Consider the following 14,716-nt stretch of genomic DNA (forward strand, 5'->3'; position numbering starts at 1 on the left):
CACAGGTGAGAGGCCATCTCGTCGACCCGCCGGCCCCACCGCAGCGACCGAAAAATTTTCCGCACGCCGCTGTCACACCCGCCGTACCGACGCGGGCGACAGTCAAAAGCGGCGGCCCGACAGGCCCGGCGGGTGGGCCTCCTCGCCGGAGGTGCCGTACCGACCGTGGCCGCACGATGCCCGGGCCCGCCGGTGACCGGAGGCACCGCGGCGACCGTCGTCACGCACCATCCCCGGGCCCGTGACTGACTGAAGGCACCGGGGCGACCGAGGCAGCTGAGGTCTCCAATAACGCGACGCGCCCGGGTGCCTGTGGCACCCGGGCGCGTACGGCGTCGCGAACTACTTCTTGCCGGCGGCCTTGCTGTCACCGGAGTCGGAGGAGAGGGCGGCGATGAAGGCTTCCTGCGGCACCTCGACCCGGCCGACCATCTTCATCCGCTTCTTGCCTTCCTTTTGCTTCTCCAGCAGCTTGCGCTTGCGGCTGATGTCGCCGCCGTAGCACTTGGCGAGGACGTCCTTGCGGATCGCCCGGATGGTTTCCCGGGCGATGACCCGGCTGCCGATGGCTGCCTGGATCGGTACCTCGAACTGCTGGCGCGGGATCAGGGTACGCAGCTTGGCGGCGATGGTGACGCCGTAGTTGTACGCCTTGTCCTTGTGCACGATGGCGCTGAACGCGTCCACCGGCTCGCCGTGCAGGAGGATGTCCACCTTCACCAGGTCGGACGCCTGCTCGCCGGAGGGCTCGTAGTCGAGCGAGGCGTAACCCTTGGTACGGCTCTTCAGCTGGTCGAAGAAGTCGTAGATGATCTCCGCGAGGGGCAGCGTGTAGCGCAGCTCCACCCGGTCGGCGGAGAGGTAGTCCATGCCGAGCAGGGTGCCCCGTCGACCCTGGCAGAGCTCCATGACCGCGCCCACGTAGTCGTTTGGCGTCAGCACGGTGGCCCGGACCACCGGCTCGTACACCTCGGCGATCTTGCCGGTGGGGTACTCGCTCGGGTTGGTCACGACGATCTCGTCGCCGTCGTCAGTGAGCGCCCGGTAGACGACGTTGGGCGCGGTGGAGATCAGGTCGAGGTTGTACTCGCGCTCCAGCCGCTCCTGGATGATCTCCAGGTGGAGCAGGCCGAGGAAGCCGCAGCGGAAGCCGAAGCCCAGTGCGCCGGAGGTCTCCGGCTCGTAGTCCAGTGCGGCGTCGTTGAGCTTGAGCTTGTCCAGAGCCTCCCGCAGGTTCGGGTAGTCGGACCCGTCGATCGGGTAGAGGCCGGAGTAGACCATCGGCTTCGGGTCCTTGTAACCACCCAGAGCCTCGGTCGCCGGCCGGCTGTTGATGGTGACCGTGTCACCGACCCGGGACTGCCGGACGTCCTTCACACCGGTGATCAGGTAGCCGACCTCGCCGACGCCGAGGGCTTCGGCCTTGACCATCTCGGGTGAGATGACACCGATCTCCAGCAGCTCGTGCACCGCCCCGGTCGACATCATCTTGATCCGGTCGCGGGCGCTGATCCGCCCGTCGATGACCCGGACGTAGGTGACGACGCCGCGGTAGACGTCGTACACCGAATCGAAGATCATTGCCCGGGCGGGCATCGCGGCGTCGCCGACCGGTGGGATGAACTGCCGGACGATCTCGTCGAGCAGGTACGGGACGCCCTCGCCGGTCTTGCCGGACACCCGGATGCAGTCGGCGGGGTCACCGCCGATGAGGTGGGCCAACTCCTCGGCGTACTTCTCCGGCTGCGCGGCCGGCAGGTCGATCTTGTTGAGCACCGGGATGATGCGCAGGTCGTTTTCGAGAGCGAGGTAGAGGTTCGCGAGGGTCTGCGCCTCGATGCCCTGCGCCGCGTCGACGAGCAGCACGGCGCCCTCACAGGCAGCCAGCGACCGGGACACCTCGTAGGTGAAGTCCACGTGGCCCGGGGTGTCGATCATGTTGAGCACCGCTTGCTCGCCGGCCCGCTCGCCCTCGCGAATGGTCCACGGCATGCGGACGGCCTGGCTCTTGATGGTGATGCCGCGCTCGCGCTCGATGTCCATCCGGTCCAGGTACTGCGCGCGCATCTGCCGCGGGTCGACCACGCCGGTGAGCTGCAACATCCGGTCGGCCAGGGTCGACTTCCCGTGGTCGATGTGGGCGATGATGCCGAAGTTCCGGATGCGACCGGGGTCGGTGGCACCAGGGGCGTTCGCGCCGGGATCGAGCTTCGGTGGCACAGCGGTCCGTTCTGGTCGGCTGACGTGAACAGGCCGGCGCGCCGCCGACCCCCTCCATGTTCCCACGCCGCCGGGGTGCGCCAACTGCGCGGGCGATGGATCGGCGCGAGGAACCCTCACTCCACCGGCGGCTCGACGAAGAGCGCGGCCAGTCGGGGCAGCCGCCGACGCGCCTCATCCTCGTCGTCGAAGTCCCAGAAGTCGTTCAGGTCCGGCGTCCGCACCGGGTCACGGTCCGCCGGGAGGTCGGTAGCGGTGGCCTTGCGGTACGCGTCCCAGGGCACCGAGAGCATCTGCTCGGCCGAGAACTCCTCGCCGCTGAGCGAGGCCGCCCGCACCTGGGGCAGTTCGGCGAGCGAGTCCGGTTCGGTGACCGCGCGGGCGAAGACGGCCCGACCCTGGGTCATCAACCAGCCCCGGAAGTGTTCGAAGCCGTCGGCCGAGGCGCCACCGTTGATCAGGTACGCGGCACCCCACAGATCCGCCTTGTGCGAGGCGGCCAGCACCCGCGTCTGGTGCCGGGCGTACCCGATGATGTCCTCCGGGTCGCGCGCGGCGAGCAGCGCGACGGCCCGCGCGGCCACCGGGCCGGGCTCTCCCCCGCCGCCGGCCCGCGCCTCGTCGATCAGCTGCCAGAAGTCCTCGGTCCTCATGGCTTGGCAGTCTGGCAGTGTCACCGCGCGTCGCGCACACACCCCGGGGCAGCATGGTGGGATGTCGCCTTCCCCGCTGCCGCCGGTGCCCTACCACGCGAGCGCCCTGCGCCCGTCGTGGCAGGCGCTGCCTGTGCCGCTGCGAGCCGCCGTCGCCGACCGGCTCGGCGCGCCGGTGGTCGCCGCCCACGTCGCGGGCGCGGGCTTCACCCGAGGGTTCGCCGCCGTGCTCGACACCGCCGACGGTGGCCGGGCCTTCGTCAAGGCCGCACCCGCCGCCGAGCAACCGCATCTGGTCGACTGGTACGCCCGAGAGGCGGCGATCCTGGATCGGCTGCCGGCCGACCTGCCGGCGCCCCGCCCCCGGTGGACCCTCTCGACCGCCGGCTGGTTCGCGCTCTGCACCGACGCCGTGGACGGGCACACCCCACGCCTGCCCTGGGTGCCCGCCGAGTTGGACGCCACCCTCGCCGGGTACGCGCGGATCGCCGCCGCCCTGACCGACCCGCCGCCCGAGATGATCGCGCTCGGCCTGCCGCACCTGGCCGACCTGGCCCGGTCGGACATCCTCTGGTGGGAGGAGGTCGCCGCCGGCCGCGAACCGACCCCGCCACTGCCCGCGCCGCTGCTGAACCGGCTGCCCGAGTTGGTGGAGTTGGAGTCCCTCCTCCCCCGGTACGCCGCCGGGGTGACCGGCCTGATCCACGGCGACCTGCGGGTCGACAACGTGCTTGTCGACAGGGACGGCAACGCCTGGTTCTGCGACTGGACCTGGGCCTGCTCCGGGCCAGCCTGGTTCGACCTGGCCGGTCTGCTGCTCACCGCGCACGCCAGCGGGCTGGACGCGGACCGCCTCTTCGCCGCGCACCCGGCCACCGCCGGCGCACCCCCGGACGCGTTGGACGCGACCCTTGCCGCGTTGGCCGGCTACTACCTCACGGGCGCCGCGGCAGCGCCGCCGACGGCCTCGCCGCACCTACCGGCCCACCAACTGTGGAGCGGCGAGCAGTCACTCAACTGGCTGGCCCGCCGCCAGGGCTGGCAGTGACAGCGCCCTCGCCGACCCCCGGCGGCCCTCGGCGGCCCTCGGCGGCGGCCCTCTGCGGCCCCGGCGGCCCGGCGGCCCGGCGGCCCGGCGGCCCGGCGGCCCGGCGGCCCGGCGGCTCTTGATCGACTCGGGTTCCTTGAAGTCGGGTTGTCCGCCAGTCTTGGTTGCCCCGGTTTCCAGGAAACCGAGTGGATCATGCGTCGAGCGCCCTGTTGAACCCCCCACGACCCGGATGAACTCCGTTCGGGCCGAGCCGTTTTGGCTCGTCCCGGCCGACCTGGTAACCTGGCTCTTCGCGCAGCGGTGACGCATGTTCGTCATCACGCGCAACAAGCTGACCAACCCGAGCTATCAAGACGAGGCTGTCGCGTGGCGAACATCAAGTCCCAGATCAAGCGCAACCGGCAGAACGAGAAGGCCCGGCTGCGCAACAAGTCGGTCAAGTCGTCGCTGAAGACCGCCGTCCGGAAGTTCCACGAGGCTGCCGAGGCCGGTGACGTCGAGAAGGCGACCGCGCTCATGCTGGACGCCTCGCGCAAGCTGGACAAGGCCGTCAGCAAGGGCGTGATCCACTCCAACCAGGCCGCGAACCGCAAGTCCGCGATCGCAAAGCGCGTGGTGTCGCTCTCCGCCTGACGTTTACACCGTCAGACTGATTCGGAAAACCCCGGGCCCGAGGCCCGGGGTTTCCGCGTGTCCAGCGACCGGCCGTGTTCCTCGAGTCGGCCGTTCGGCACGTGAATCCGAGGGTCGGCGCTCAGTCTGGCGGGTTGGCCCGCAGGGGCGACGCTCGGTCTGACGACGGGTGGGCCCGCAGGGCGGCGCTCACTCTGACGGGTGGGCCCGCCGGGGCGGTGGCACCGGGTCGGCGGTGATCACCACGCCGGGGACGCTGTGCGAGACCCACTCCACCCGGGCTCGGCCGACCACCGGTTCAATCTGGCGGCGAAACCGGTCCCGTTCCTGCTCGGGCACGAGCGCCGCCGACCGGACCACGATCGCGGCCACCATGTCGTTGAGTTTCACCATGGCGGCCACCACGAGCGGCAGCACCAGCACCGCCCACCAGCTGACCAACTCGGCGAGGGCGAGCAGCACCGCCAGGGCGATGGCCCCCTCGAAGAAGACGAAGCACAGCACGCCGCCGGGGTTGACGAAACGCAGGCCGAGGAGCCGGGCGTAGAGGGGCCGGTAACGTTCCTCGTCCACCGGCACGGTGGCCCACACGGGGCGGTTCGCCCCCGTCACCTGGTGCTGCCCTGCCGGGCCGCCGCGACCGAGAAGACCGCACGCTCCAGGGCGTACGCCCGGTCGTCGGAGCCGCCCTTGACGGCCGCGTTGCATTCGGCGGCCACCTGCATGGCCCGGACCAGGCCCTCCGGGGTCCAGCCCCGTCCCTGCCGCTGCGCCCGCTCGATCTTCCAGGCGGGCATCCCGAGAGTGCTGGCAAGTTGGTACGCGTTACCCCGGCCGGCCGACGCCACCCGGGCCACCGTGCGCACCCCGTCGGCCAGGGCGTCGGCGATGGGCACCGGGTCGACCCCGACGTGCAGGGCCCAGCGCAGCGCCTCGAGCGCCGCCGGCACGTCGCCCACCATCGTGGCGTCCGCCACCGTGAAGCCGGTCACCTCGACCCGGCCCCGGTAGTAACGGGAGACCGTCTCGGCGCTGATCCGCCCATCGGTGTCGGCGATCAACTGGGAGCAGGCGGCGGCCAGCTCGCGCAGGTCGTTGCCGACTGCGGCGATGAGCGCCTCGGCGGCGTCGTCGGTGCACTTACCGCCGGCCCGGCGGATCTCGTCGCGGACGAAGGCCACCCGGTCGCGGTGCCCCTTGAGCTTGGCGGCCGGGACCACCGTCGCGCCGGCCGCTCGCAGACCGTCGGCGAACGCCTTGCCCTTGGCACCGCCCAGGTGCAGCACCAGCAGCTGGACCTCCGGGTCGGGATTCTTCGCGTACGCCAACAGCGCGGCGACCAGGTCCTTGCGAGCGTCCTGGCCGGAACGCAGGATCAGCAGCCGTCGCCCGCCGAACAGGGACGGGCTGAGCATCTCGGCGATCTCGCCGACGGCGAGCGCGCTGGCCTGGTACTCGCGGACGTCCGCCTCGGGGTCGACACCGCGAACCTTCGCGACAGCTTCGGTGACCGCGCGCGTGGCGAGCAGTTCCTCGTCACCGAGGACGAGCAGAATGGGAGCGAGGCTGGCCGGGGTCACGTCGCCCATATTCGCACGGCCCGCGCCGGGATCGTGCCTGCTCATTCGCTGCTTGATCGGCGCAGCCCGCACACAGCGCAAATCCAGACATCCAAGTCAATACCTCATTTAATCCGCAACTCGCCCGTTCAACCGGAGACCCGTTCGCGACCCACCGGGATCAGGGAGGCCACGGTGTCGTACCGCCGACCCCGGCAGGTCAGGGCCGCCGGCCGGCGGGCACACCTCGGCTGGCCACGGCGAGACCGTCGCCCGTTCGGACCACCGCCACATCGCCGTCCGTGTCGGTACGCAGCACCCGCACGCCGCCCCGGCCCAGGTGGGCGAGCAGCCCCTGGCTCGGGTGCCCGTAGGTGTTGCCGGTGCCCACCGGCACCAGCGCCACTGTCGGCCGCACCGCGTCGAGGAAGCCCGGGTCCTGATACGCCGACCCGTGATGCGCGACCTTCAACACGTCCGCCCGTAACTGGCCGGGAGCCGCCCGCGACACCATCGCGTGCTGCTCCTCGGTCTCCGCGTCACCGGCCAGCAGGATCCGCACCCCGGCCACCGTGGCGCGCAACACCAGCGAGTTGTTGTTCGGGTCGGATCTGGTCCCGGCCAGCGGGTACGGCGGACCGAGCACCAGCAGGTCGACCCCGCCCACCGGGTGGCGAGCGCCGGCCACAGTGGTGAGCAGCGCGGCCCGCCCGCCGGTGGCGGCGGCCCGGACCAGGTCCCGGCCGCTCTCCGGGTCCGCCGACGACGGCATCAGGACGGCACCGACCCGCCGCCCCCGGAACACCCCGGCCACCCCGCCCACGTGATCCGCGTGAAAGTGACTGATCACCAGGAGGGGCACCTCCCGTACGCCGAGCCGACGCAGACAACCGTCCACCGCGCCCGGTTCCGGCCCGGCGTCCACCACCACCGCCCGGCCGCGCTCGACCGGGAGCACCAGGGCGTCGCCCTGGCCCACCGCGCAGGCCACCACCACCCAACCGGCGGGCGGCCAGCCAGCGGCCAACAGCCTGACCGGCAGGGCACCCAGCACGGCGGCGACACCCACCACCGCCACCAGCCGCCGTACGAGTGGCCGGCGCACCGCGATCAGCAGCGCGACGGTGAGCCCGGTCAGCAGCAGGGCACCTGGCACACCACCCGGCCACGGAAGGGTGCCGCCCGGCAGTCGAGCGCCCTGCCGAGCGATGACCACCAACCACCAGGCCGGCCAACTCGCCAGCCACGCGAGGAACTCGGCACCGGCGGGCCAGATCGGCGACACCATGGCCGCCAGCACACCCAGCACGGTCGCCGGCGCGATGGCCGGCACCGCCAGCAGGTTCGCCGGAACCGCCACCAGGCTCACCGTGCCGGAGATCCCGGCGACGACCGGGCCGCAGGCGAGCTGGGCGGCCGCCGGCACTGCCAACGCCTCGGCCAGCCCGGGTGGGACACCTCGCCGCCGCAACCCGTCCCGCCAGCGCGGCGCGAGCAGCAACAGGCCACCAGTGGCAAGCACGGAGAGAGCGAACCCGGGGTCCCCGGCCAGTTCGGGGTCGACGAGCACCAGCACGGTGACCGCGGCGGCTAGCGCGGGCAGCGCCGCCCGTGGTCGACCCACGGCGAGCGCGGCCAACCCGATCGCTCCCATGGTGGCGGCCCGTACGACACTCGGCGACGGGCGGACCAGGATGACGAACCCCACCAGGGCCATCCCGCACAGCGCGGCGGCGAGCCACGGGCCGGCTCGCGACCAACGGGCCAGCAAAAGCACCGCACCCACCACAATTGCCACGTTGGAGCCGGAGACCGCGTTGAGGTGGGTCATCCCGGTGGCCTGGAAGTCCTCCTCGACGGCAGGTGGTAACCGGCTGGTGTCGCCCACCACCAGACCGGGCAGCAGCCCACCGGGGTCGTCGGGCAGCGATGCGCAGGCCTGTTGCAGGCCGGTACGCAGCGTCCCGGCGGCGCGCTGCGCCCAGGACGGCACGCCGTGCCGCTCCGGCGGATCGTTCGTGCTGAGCACCGCCGCGGTGAGGTCGCCGCCGCGCGGCACGCCGAGTCGACCGTCGACGGTGAGGCGTTGCCCGGGCAGCAGGCCCCGCCACGCCGGGTCGGTCGCCAGGACGAGCAGCCGCACCGACGTGTGGATCCGTCGACCATCGGGGTCGGTGAGCCGGACCAACTCGGCCGACACCAGCACCATGCCCGGTCGCCCGGCGCTCCGGATCGGGCGCGGATCGTCCCGGACGACCAGGTCGGCGGTGATCGGCGCGTGGTGCTCGGCGAGGGCACGGATCACCGGCGCGTCGCGAACGGCGAGCCGGGCGGCCGTGGCCGCACCACCGCAGACCACTCCGAGGCCGACAGCCACGACGACCCAGCCGTAGCGCCGCACCACGGCTCGGGGACTGCCGAGGCGGCCGAGCAGGTGCACCGCACCGATTGCCGTCAGACCGGCGGCCGTGCCGGCCACCGTCAGGACGGCGCGGCCGCCGAGGTGCAGGCCGACGAGCGCGGTGAGCCAGGCCGCCACGGCGAGACCGGCCAGTCGCAGATCCGGCGGCTCGGACCGGGCCTCGGTGGCCGGTGGGTCAGCGGCTGCGGGAAGCCTGCTCACACCGTCACCAGGTCTTTGAGCTGCTCGTACCGAGCATCGCCGATCCCGTCGACCTGGCGTAGGTCGCCGACGGACCTGAACCCGCCGTGCTGATCCCGGTGGGCGAGGATCCGTTGGGCGAGCACCGGGCCGACCCCGGGCAGCGCGTCGAGCTGCGCCAGTGTCGCGGTGTTGAGATTCAGCGGCCCGGAGGCGGGCGCCGCACCGCCGGCCGCGGGCCCGGCCGCACCGTCGGGCGCCGGCGGTGGCGTCACGCCGACCACGATCAGCTCGCCGTCGGTGACCTTGCGGGCGGGGTTGAGCAGCGCCACGTCGACCCCGGGCAGCGCGCCGCCGGCCGCCTGCACCGCGTCGGCGAGACGGGAACCGGCCGGCAGGCGTACCAGACCGGGTTTTCGGACCTTGCCCGCGACCGCCACCACCACCTCGCCGGCCTCGGACGGGCCAGGGGCGGCCGCCGGCGCGGCCGACGCGGTCTCGCTGGACAGCGGGGTGACCGGTTCCGACTGCGGCCGGGCCTGCCAGGCCCAACCTGCCGCACCCGCGACCACCACCACGGCGACCACCGCCAACGCCCGCACACCACGCCGCCCGGGGTCGAACGCCCCCGGCCCCGGCAACCGCGGCTCGGGCGGGACCGCGGGGCCTTCCGACGTCGGCTCCGCGACCGGCCCGGCGGGCCGGGAGAACAGCACGTCTGCCGGCGGCGCGCCGACCAGGGACGACGGGGGTACGCCCGCGAGCGGCGCCTCCGGCCGGGGCAACGGCGCGACAACCGTCTCCGTCAGCCGGCGCAGGCGCTGGCGTACCTCTGTCTCCTCGTCGTGCGACACAACGCGACGCTAGGGCGGCGGCCGGGACGGTGGAGGGCGACGACGCCGCCCTGTGGACAACCAGCCCCCCTGTGGACAACGCCCTGATCATGCCTCGATCTGCTATGAGGGAGCCGACTTCTCACTGTCTCCACTTTGCTGCGTTGTCGCCTTGTCTCGATCACGCCCGGGCTGGAAACATGATCTCCGCTGAAGTCCGGGAGAGCCGCTCATGCCGACGAGACCACCGCATTACCGCTGCCTGGCGGATGACATCGAGCAGAAATTCCGCTCAGACGAATACTTGCCTGGGCAACAACTGCCGTCGGTGTCCGAGATTGGCGAGCTGTACAACGTGGCACGCTCCACGGCCTATCGGGCCGTCAAGGAACTGCACGAGCGGAACCTGATCTACGGTCAGCAGGGCCAGGGCGTCTTCGTCGCCGACAGCTAGGGTCCAACCCCAGGAGGCTTCAGCGACGGTCAGCGGGCCTCGGGGTCGAGGCCGAGCACGGCTCGTCCGCCGTCCACCGGCAGCGTCACCCCGTTGATGAAGCTCGCCGCGGGCGACAGCAGGTACGCGACGGCCTCGGCCACCTCGTCCACCCGCCCGATACGTCCCACCGGGTGCAGCCGGCTCAGCTCGGCGTCGATCCACTGCGCCTGGGTGGGATCCTGCGAGGCAAGGAACTCGGCGTGCCGCTCGGTGGCGATCGAGCCGAGCGCGACAGCGTTCGCCCGGATGCCGTGCCTTCCGTACTCGACGGCCAGGGCCCGGGTCAGCCCCTCCACTGCGGCCTTCGCCGTCGCGTACGGCAGGGCACCGGACACGGGTCGGCGGGCCTGGTGCGACGAGACGTTGACGATCGCGCCGCCGGAGGCGCGGGCCAGGAAGCGGCGGACCGCGACCGCGGCACCCACCACTGCTGGGCGGAGGTTCAGCCCGATCAGGTCGAGCACCGTGTCGGCCGACGCGGAGTGCAACGTGGCGTCACGGAACACCGCGGCGTTGTTCACCCAACCGGTCAGCGGCGCGGCCTGGTCGGCCAGCTCGGCGGCACGCTCGGCGACCTGCTCGTCGGCGGCGTCGCCGATCACCGCGACGAGCCGTCCGGCGGCCCGATGGCCGGCCAACCAGTCGACAGCGTCGGCGTCGTGTTCCAGGACGACGATTGTGGCTCCGGTGTCCAGCAGCCGTTCCACCACGGCCCGGCCGACACCGCGTCCACCTCCGGTCACCACGTACGACGAGGGCAACGATCAGCCCTCCGTTCGGCGGTGGACCACCACGCAGGCCAGGCCCGGTCCGGCGTGCGCGGCGACGACGGCACCCGCCTCGGAGACGTACGTGTCGTGCAGTCGGTCACCGAACCGTTCGGTGAGCGCGGCGCGCAACGCCTCGGCCCGTTGCGGTGCGGCCAGGTGGTGCACCCCGAGGTCGACGTCGTCGTCGCCGGCCGCCTCGACGGCCAGATCCACGAGACGGGCCACTCCCCGGCTGGCGGTGCGGACCTTCTCGCGAAGCACTATCGCCCCGTCCGGCATGTGCATGATCGGCTTGACGGACAGTGCGGTGCCGACCAACGCCTCGGCCGCATTGATCCGGCCGCCCCGGCGGAGGAACTCGAGCGTGTCGACGTAGAACCAGACCGTGGTGCGGGCAACGGCGGCGAGCGCCGCGTCGCGTACCCCGGCACTGTCGACGCCGGCCTCGGCGGCGGTGGCGGCGGCGATGGCCGGAAAGCCCAGCCCCATGCCCGCCGAGCGGCTGTCCACGACCTCGACCCGGCCGTCCAGGTCGGCGGCGGCGAGCCGCGCGGCCTCCACAGTGCCGGACAGCGCGGCGGAGAGGTGCACCGAGACGATCCCGTCGGCGCCGGCGTCCAGCAGTCGACGGTACGTCCGGGCGAACTGCTCGGGTGCCGGGCGGGAGGTGGTCGCCGTGACCCGCCGGGCGCTCAGTGCCACTGTCGCGTCGGCCGGCTGGGTTTCCACCCCCTCCAGCCCTTCCGCGCCGTTGAGCACGACTGTCAACGGCACGACGGTCAGCCGGTGCGCCTGCACCAGCTCGGGCGGAAGGTAGGCGGTGGAGTCGGTGACAACCGCGACGGGCATGCCCGGCACGCTAGCCGATCGAGCTGGCGAACGCCGAGGCGCGAGCGTTCAGACCGCGTCGACGGCGACCGGTGCGGTGATCAGGCCGACGTTGTGCGCCCGCAACTGCCACCCACGAACGTCGTCGTGGCGCAGCTCGGTCCAGTGGCAGTTGGCCAGCGAACCGACGGTGCGCAGCACGGCAGTGTCCCAGCCGAGCAGGTGACCGATGCCCTGCCGGGAGCCGCCGCCGTGGGTGGCGATCACCACGGTGCCGCCCGGGGCCGCATCGGCTGCCTCCCGGAGCGCGGTGCCGACCCGCTCACCGAGGTCGTGCAGGGGCTCCAGATCCGCGCCCGGGTCGGGGTCGCCTGCCCGCCACCGCGCGTACTCCTCGGGAAACCGCTCCGCGACCTCGGTGAGGTGCAGACCCTGCCAGTTGCCGAATTTGCGCTCGCGCAGCCTCGCGTCGGTGCGTACCGGCAGCCCGGTCAGCGCGGCGAGCGCGGCGGCGGTCTCCGCGGCGCGGCTCAGGTCGCTGGCCACGATGGCGTCGGGCCGCAGCGCCGCGAGCAGCGGAGCGGCGGCGCGAGCCTGGTCGCGACCACGGTCGTTCAGGGGTACGTCGAGCTGCCCCTGGACGCGGTTCGCGGCGTTCCAGTCGGTGTTGCCGTGCCGCCAGACGATCAGCCGGGTCATTCGGCGGCGGCGGACCCGCTGGCGTCGGCCTCGACCAGGTCGCGATCGACGAACGGGATGGTGGGGCAGTCCTTCCAGAGGCGGTCGAGCCCGTAGAACTCGCGCTCCTCGGTGTGCTGGACGTGCACCACGATGTCGACGTAGTCGAGGAGCACCCAGCGGCCACCCCGCTCGCCCTCGCGCCGCACCGGCTTCGCCTTGTCCGGCAGCTCGAGCAGGCTCTCCTCGATCGCGTCGACGATGGCCAGCACCTGACGCTCGTTGGGGGCGGCGGCGAGCACGAACGCGTCGGTGATGGCGAGCTGGTCGCCGACGTCGATGATCGTGATGTCCTGCGCCTTCTTGTCGGCGGCGGCCTGGGCGGCCGCGATAGCCAGCTCGTGAGCGCGTTCGGAAACTGTCACCGTTCTCCTTTGATCAAGCGTGCGATGCTCCAAGCGTCTCATACCCGGCGGGACCCCGATCGTCCAGTTCTGGTCGGTTAAGTGCACGAACCTGGGCATAAAGGGCGCCTTCAGCGCTGATAGAGGCTCCGCTTGGCGATGTACTGCACCACACCGTCGGGCACCAGATACCAGACCGGCTCACCCCTGGCGACCCGCGCCCGACAGTCCGTCGACGAAATGGACATCGCCGGCACCTGGATCAGGCTGACAGTGTCCGCCGGGAGGTGCTTGTCGGTGAGCGGGAACCCGGGCCGGGTCACGCCGACGAAGTGGGCCAACTCGAAGATCTCGTCCAGGTCCTTCCAGGACAGGATGCGTTGCAGGGCGTCCGCGCCGGTGATGAAGAACAACTGCACCTTCGGCCCGTACTCAGCCTGAAGGTCACGCAGCGTGTCGACCGTGTAGGTCGGCCCATTGCGGTCGATGTCGACCCGACTGACCTGGAAGCGAGGGTTGGAGGCGGTGGCGATCACTGTCATCAGGTAGCGGTCCTCCGCCGGGCTGACCGGCTCGTCCGCCTTCTGCCACGGCTGCCCGGTGGGGACGAACACCACCTCGTCCAGGCCGAACCGGTCCGCCACCTCGCTGGCCGCGACAAGGTGCCCGTGGTGGATCGGGTCGAAGGTGCCACCCATGATCCCGATCCGCCGGATATCTTCCTCCACCCAATGATCGTAGGCCGAGCGTCGGGGCCGACCAGCCCGGCCCGGCACCACCGTCCGTCACTCCCCCTCCGAGCGACGGCAGAGCATGCCGCAACCACCCAACGCACTGCGTTGATCAACTCGGCGAGGGCGAGGTGATCGACTCGGCTTCCTGAAAGTCGGCCTGTTGAGGAGGCCCGGACGCCGCGCGTTCATGGAAGCCGAGTCGATCAAGGGAGGTCGCCGCAGCGCACGGCGCCGTACCGCACACTGCCGCACCGCACGGCGCCACAGATGGCACTCGCGGGATTCTGCCCGGCGGCGTATATTCGTCAACGAGTAACCGTCGACGAGCGAGAGGGGTCGTCGTGCCGAAGCGGCGCAAGGTCGGCAATCTGCTGGCGCTGGCCGTGCTGTCCGCCCTGGTCCAGCGGCCGATGCACCCATACGAGATCGCCACCGCACTGCGTGCCTGGGGCAAGGACCAGGACATGGAGTTCAAGTGGGGGTCCTTCTACACGGTGATCGGCAACCTGGACAAACACCACCTGATCGAGGCGGTGGAGAGTGTGCGCGAGGGCCGACGCCCGGAACGCACCGTCTACCGGATCACCGACGCGGGGCGGGTGGAGTTGGTCGACTGGGCTCGCGAGCTGGTCTCCACGCCGATGGCGGAGCAGCCACGTTTTCGGGCCGGGTTGTCAGTGCTCGCCGCTCTGCACCCGGACGAGGCCACCGACCTGCTGCGGCAGCGGTTGGATCTGCTGGAGGCCGCGATCCGCCAGGACCGCGAGACGCTCGACGCGCACCTGCGGGAGATTCCGCGACTGTTCCTGGTGGAGTCGGAGTACGACCTCGCCATGCGGGACGCCGAGGCGGCCTGGCTGCGGGGGCTGCTCGCCGAGCTGACGTCGGGGAGCTACCCGGGGTTGGACGTCTGGCGGGCCTTCCACGAGACCGGCGAGATGCCGGCCGAGTTGACCGAGTTGGCGGCGAGGGGCAGCAACCCGAACGCCGACCCCGACACCCCGACCACCCCATCCGCGGAGGCCGGCCCCGACCGCGTCGAACGCACCGACAGCAGCAGCCGGAGAGCCGACGGCACCGGCTGAAGAACGGCCCCGGCGAGGTGCGCCAACACCTCACCGGGGCCCTGACCCCGAACCGACGCCTGGGAAGGCACCCGGCCCGAAGCGGCAACCACGAGGATAACCGGGCTCCCTCCCAGGTCCGCGCACCCGCGCACCGACCACACCAGGTCCGCGCACCCGCGCACCGACCA

At 71.9% G+C, this 14,716-nt stretch carries 15 protein-coding genes; 4 read left to right on the forward strand and 11 right to left on the reverse strand.

Going from position 1 to position 14,716, the window contains the following annotated elements; all coding sequences use genetic code 11:
• Positions 1–342 precede the first annotated feature (342 nt).
• Both lepA and ABZ406_RS25255 read right to left on the reverse strand, forming a co-directional pair.
• Positions 343–2,220, reverse strand: coding sequence for a translation elongation factor 4 (gene lepA, locus ABZ406_RS25250; protein ID WP_357766288.1), 1,878 nt, complete (start codon positions 2,218–2,220; stop codon positions 343–345).
• A 116-nt stretch (positions 2,221–2,336) separates the two neighbouring features.
• Entirely contained in the window at positions 2,337–2,873 is a 537-nt protein-coding gene (locus ABZ406_RS25255) for a DUF4240 domain-containing protein (protein ID WP_357766291.1), read from the reverse strand.
• Positions 2,874–2,934: 61 nt separating this feature from the next.
• Here ABZ406_RS25255 and ABZ406_RS25260 point away from each other — a divergent pair, with 61 nt between their 5' ends.
• Positions 2,935–3,921, forward strand: a complete 987-nt coding sequence (locus tag ABZ406_RS25260; protein ID WP_357766294.1) for an aminoglycoside phosphotransferase family protein — start codon at positions 2,935–2,937, stop codon at positions 3,919–3,921.
• Between the two features lie 369 nt (positions 3,922–4,290).
• Positions 4,291–4,557 (forward strand): 30S ribosomal protein S20, encoded by a 267-nt coding sequence (gene rpsT, locus ABZ406_RS25265; protein WP_030491765.1) that lies wholly within the window; start codon positions 4,291–4,293, stop codon positions 4,555–4,557.
• A 189-nt stretch (positions 4,558–4,746) separates the two neighbouring features.
• Here the strand turns inward: rpsT and ABZ406_RS25270 are convergent, their stop codons facing one another.
• The 4 genes from ABZ406_RS25270 to ABZ406_RS25285 all read right to left on the reverse strand — a co-directional run bounded on the left by ABZ406_RS25270 (position 4,747) and on the right by ABZ406_RS25285 (position 9,572).
• Entirely contained in the window at positions 4,747–5,169 is a 423-nt protein-coding gene (locus ABZ406_RS25270) for a hypothetical protein (RefSeq protein WP_357766297.1), read from the reverse strand.
• Positions 5,166–6,146 carry a DNA polymerase III subunit delta gene (gene holA, locus ABZ406_RS25275; RefSeq protein WP_357766300.1) on the reverse strand — a complete coding sequence of 327 codons (981 nt, stop codon included), beginning with the start codon at positions 6,144–6,146 and terminating at the stop codon, positions 5,166–5,168. The genes ABZ406_RS25270 and holA overlap by 4 nt, the downstream gene beginning before the upstream one ends.
• 190 nt (positions 6,147–6,336) lie before the next feature.
• Positions 6,337–8,739: a ComEC/Rec2 family competence protein gene (locus tag ABZ406_RS25280; protein ID WP_357766303.1), complete on the reverse strand. Its 2,403-nt coding sequence runs from the start codon at positions 8,737–8,739 to the stop codon at positions 6,337–6,339.
• Entirely contained in the window at positions 8,736–9,572 is an 837-nt protein-coding gene (locus ABZ406_RS25285; RefSeq protein ID WP_357766305.1) for a ComEA family DNA-binding protein, read from the reverse strand. Before ABZ406_RS25285 ends, ABZ406_RS25280 begins: the two co-directional genes overlap by 4 nt.
• A gap of 211 nt (positions 9,573–9,783) precedes the next feature.
• On the opposite strand from ABZ406_RS25285, the gene ABZ406_RS25290 reads away from it, so the two are divergent.
• Entirely contained in the window at positions 9,784–10,005 is a 222-nt protein-coding gene (locus ABZ406_RS25290) for a GntR family transcriptional regulator (RefSeq protein WP_357766308.1), read from the forward strand.
• A gap of 29 nt (positions 10,006–10,034) precedes the next feature.
• Here the strand turns inward: ABZ406_RS25290 and ABZ406_RS25295 are convergent, their stop codons facing one another.
• From ABZ406_RS25295 to nadD, 5 genes are all read right to left on the reverse strand, one after another.
• The gene (locus tag ABZ406_RS25295; protein WP_357766311.1) at positions 10,035–10,808 is read right to left on the reverse strand and encodes an SDR family oxidoreductase; all 774 of its coding nucleotides are present in this window, start codon (positions 10,806–10,808) and stop codon (positions 10,035–10,037) included.
• Positions 10,809–10,811: 3 nt separating this feature from the next.
• Positions 10,812–11,666 (reverse strand): DegV family protein, encoded by an 855-nt coding sequence (locus ABZ406_RS25300; RefSeq protein WP_357766314.1) that lies wholly within the window; start codon positions 11,664–11,666, stop codon positions 10,812–10,814.
• A gap of 48 nt (positions 11,667–11,714) precedes the next feature.
• Positions 11,715–12,344 carry a histidine phosphatase family protein gene (locus ABZ406_RS25305; protein WP_357766317.1) on the reverse strand — a complete coding sequence of 210 codons (630 nt, stop codon included), beginning with the start codon at positions 12,342–12,344 and terminating at the stop codon, positions 11,715–11,717.
• Positions 12,341–12,748 (reverse strand): ribosome silencing factor, encoded by a 408-nt coding sequence (gene rsfS / locus ABZ406_RS25310; protein WP_124817468.1) that lies wholly within the window; start codon positions 12,746–12,748, stop codon positions 12,341–12,343. The genes ABZ406_RS25305 and rsfS overlap by 4 nt, the downstream gene beginning before the upstream one ends.
• Before the next feature lie 110 nt (positions 12,749–12,858).
• Entirely contained in the window at positions 12,859–13,455 is a 597-nt protein-coding gene (gene nadD / locus ABZ406_RS25315; RefSeq protein WP_357766321.1) for a nicotinate-nucleotide adenylyltransferase, read from the reverse strand.
• A 347-nt stretch (positions 13,456–13,802) separates the two neighbouring features.
• On the opposite strand from nadD, the gene ABZ406_RS25320 reads away from it, so the two are divergent.
• Positions 13,803–14,546 (forward strand): PadR family transcriptional regulator, encoded by a 744-nt coding sequence (locus ABZ406_RS25320; RefSeq protein WP_357766324.1) that lies wholly within the window; start codon positions 13,803–13,805, stop codon positions 14,544–14,546.
• The last annotated feature ends 170 nt before the right edge of the window (positions 14,547–14,716 follow it).

The organism is Micromonospora sp. NPDC005710, from assembly GCF_040630995.1.
Lineage (GTDB): Bacteria > Actinomycetota > Actinomycetes > Mycobacteriales > Micromonosporaceae > Micromonospora.

Bases quoted from the DNA above. Each gene is read 5' to 3' on its own strand.
- ABZ406_RS25255 (WP_357766291.1), bottom strand. From the start codon at position 2,873: ATGAGGACCGAGGACTTCTGGCAGCTGATCGACGAGGCGCGGGCCGGC.
- ABZ406_RS25300 (WP_357766314.1), bottom strand. From the start codon at position 11,666: ATGCCCGTCGCGGTTGTCACCGACTCCACCGCCTACCTTCCGCCCGAG.
- ABZ406_RS25260 (WP_357766294.1), top strand. From the start codon at position 2,935: ATGTCGCCTTCCCCGCTGCCGCCGGTGCCCTACCACGCGAGCGCCCTG.
- holA (WP_357766300.1), bottom strand. From the start codon at position 6,146: ATGGGCGACGTGACCCCGGCCAGCCTCGCTCCCATTCTGCTCGTCCTC.
- ABZ406_RS25305 (WP_357766317.1), bottom strand. From the start codon at position 12,344: ATGACCCGGCTGATCGTCTGGCGGCACGGCAACACCGACTGGAACGCC.
- ABZ406_RS25290 (WP_357766308.1), top strand. From the start codon at position 9,784: ATGCCGACGAGACCACCGCATTACCGCTGCCTGGCGGATGACATCGAG.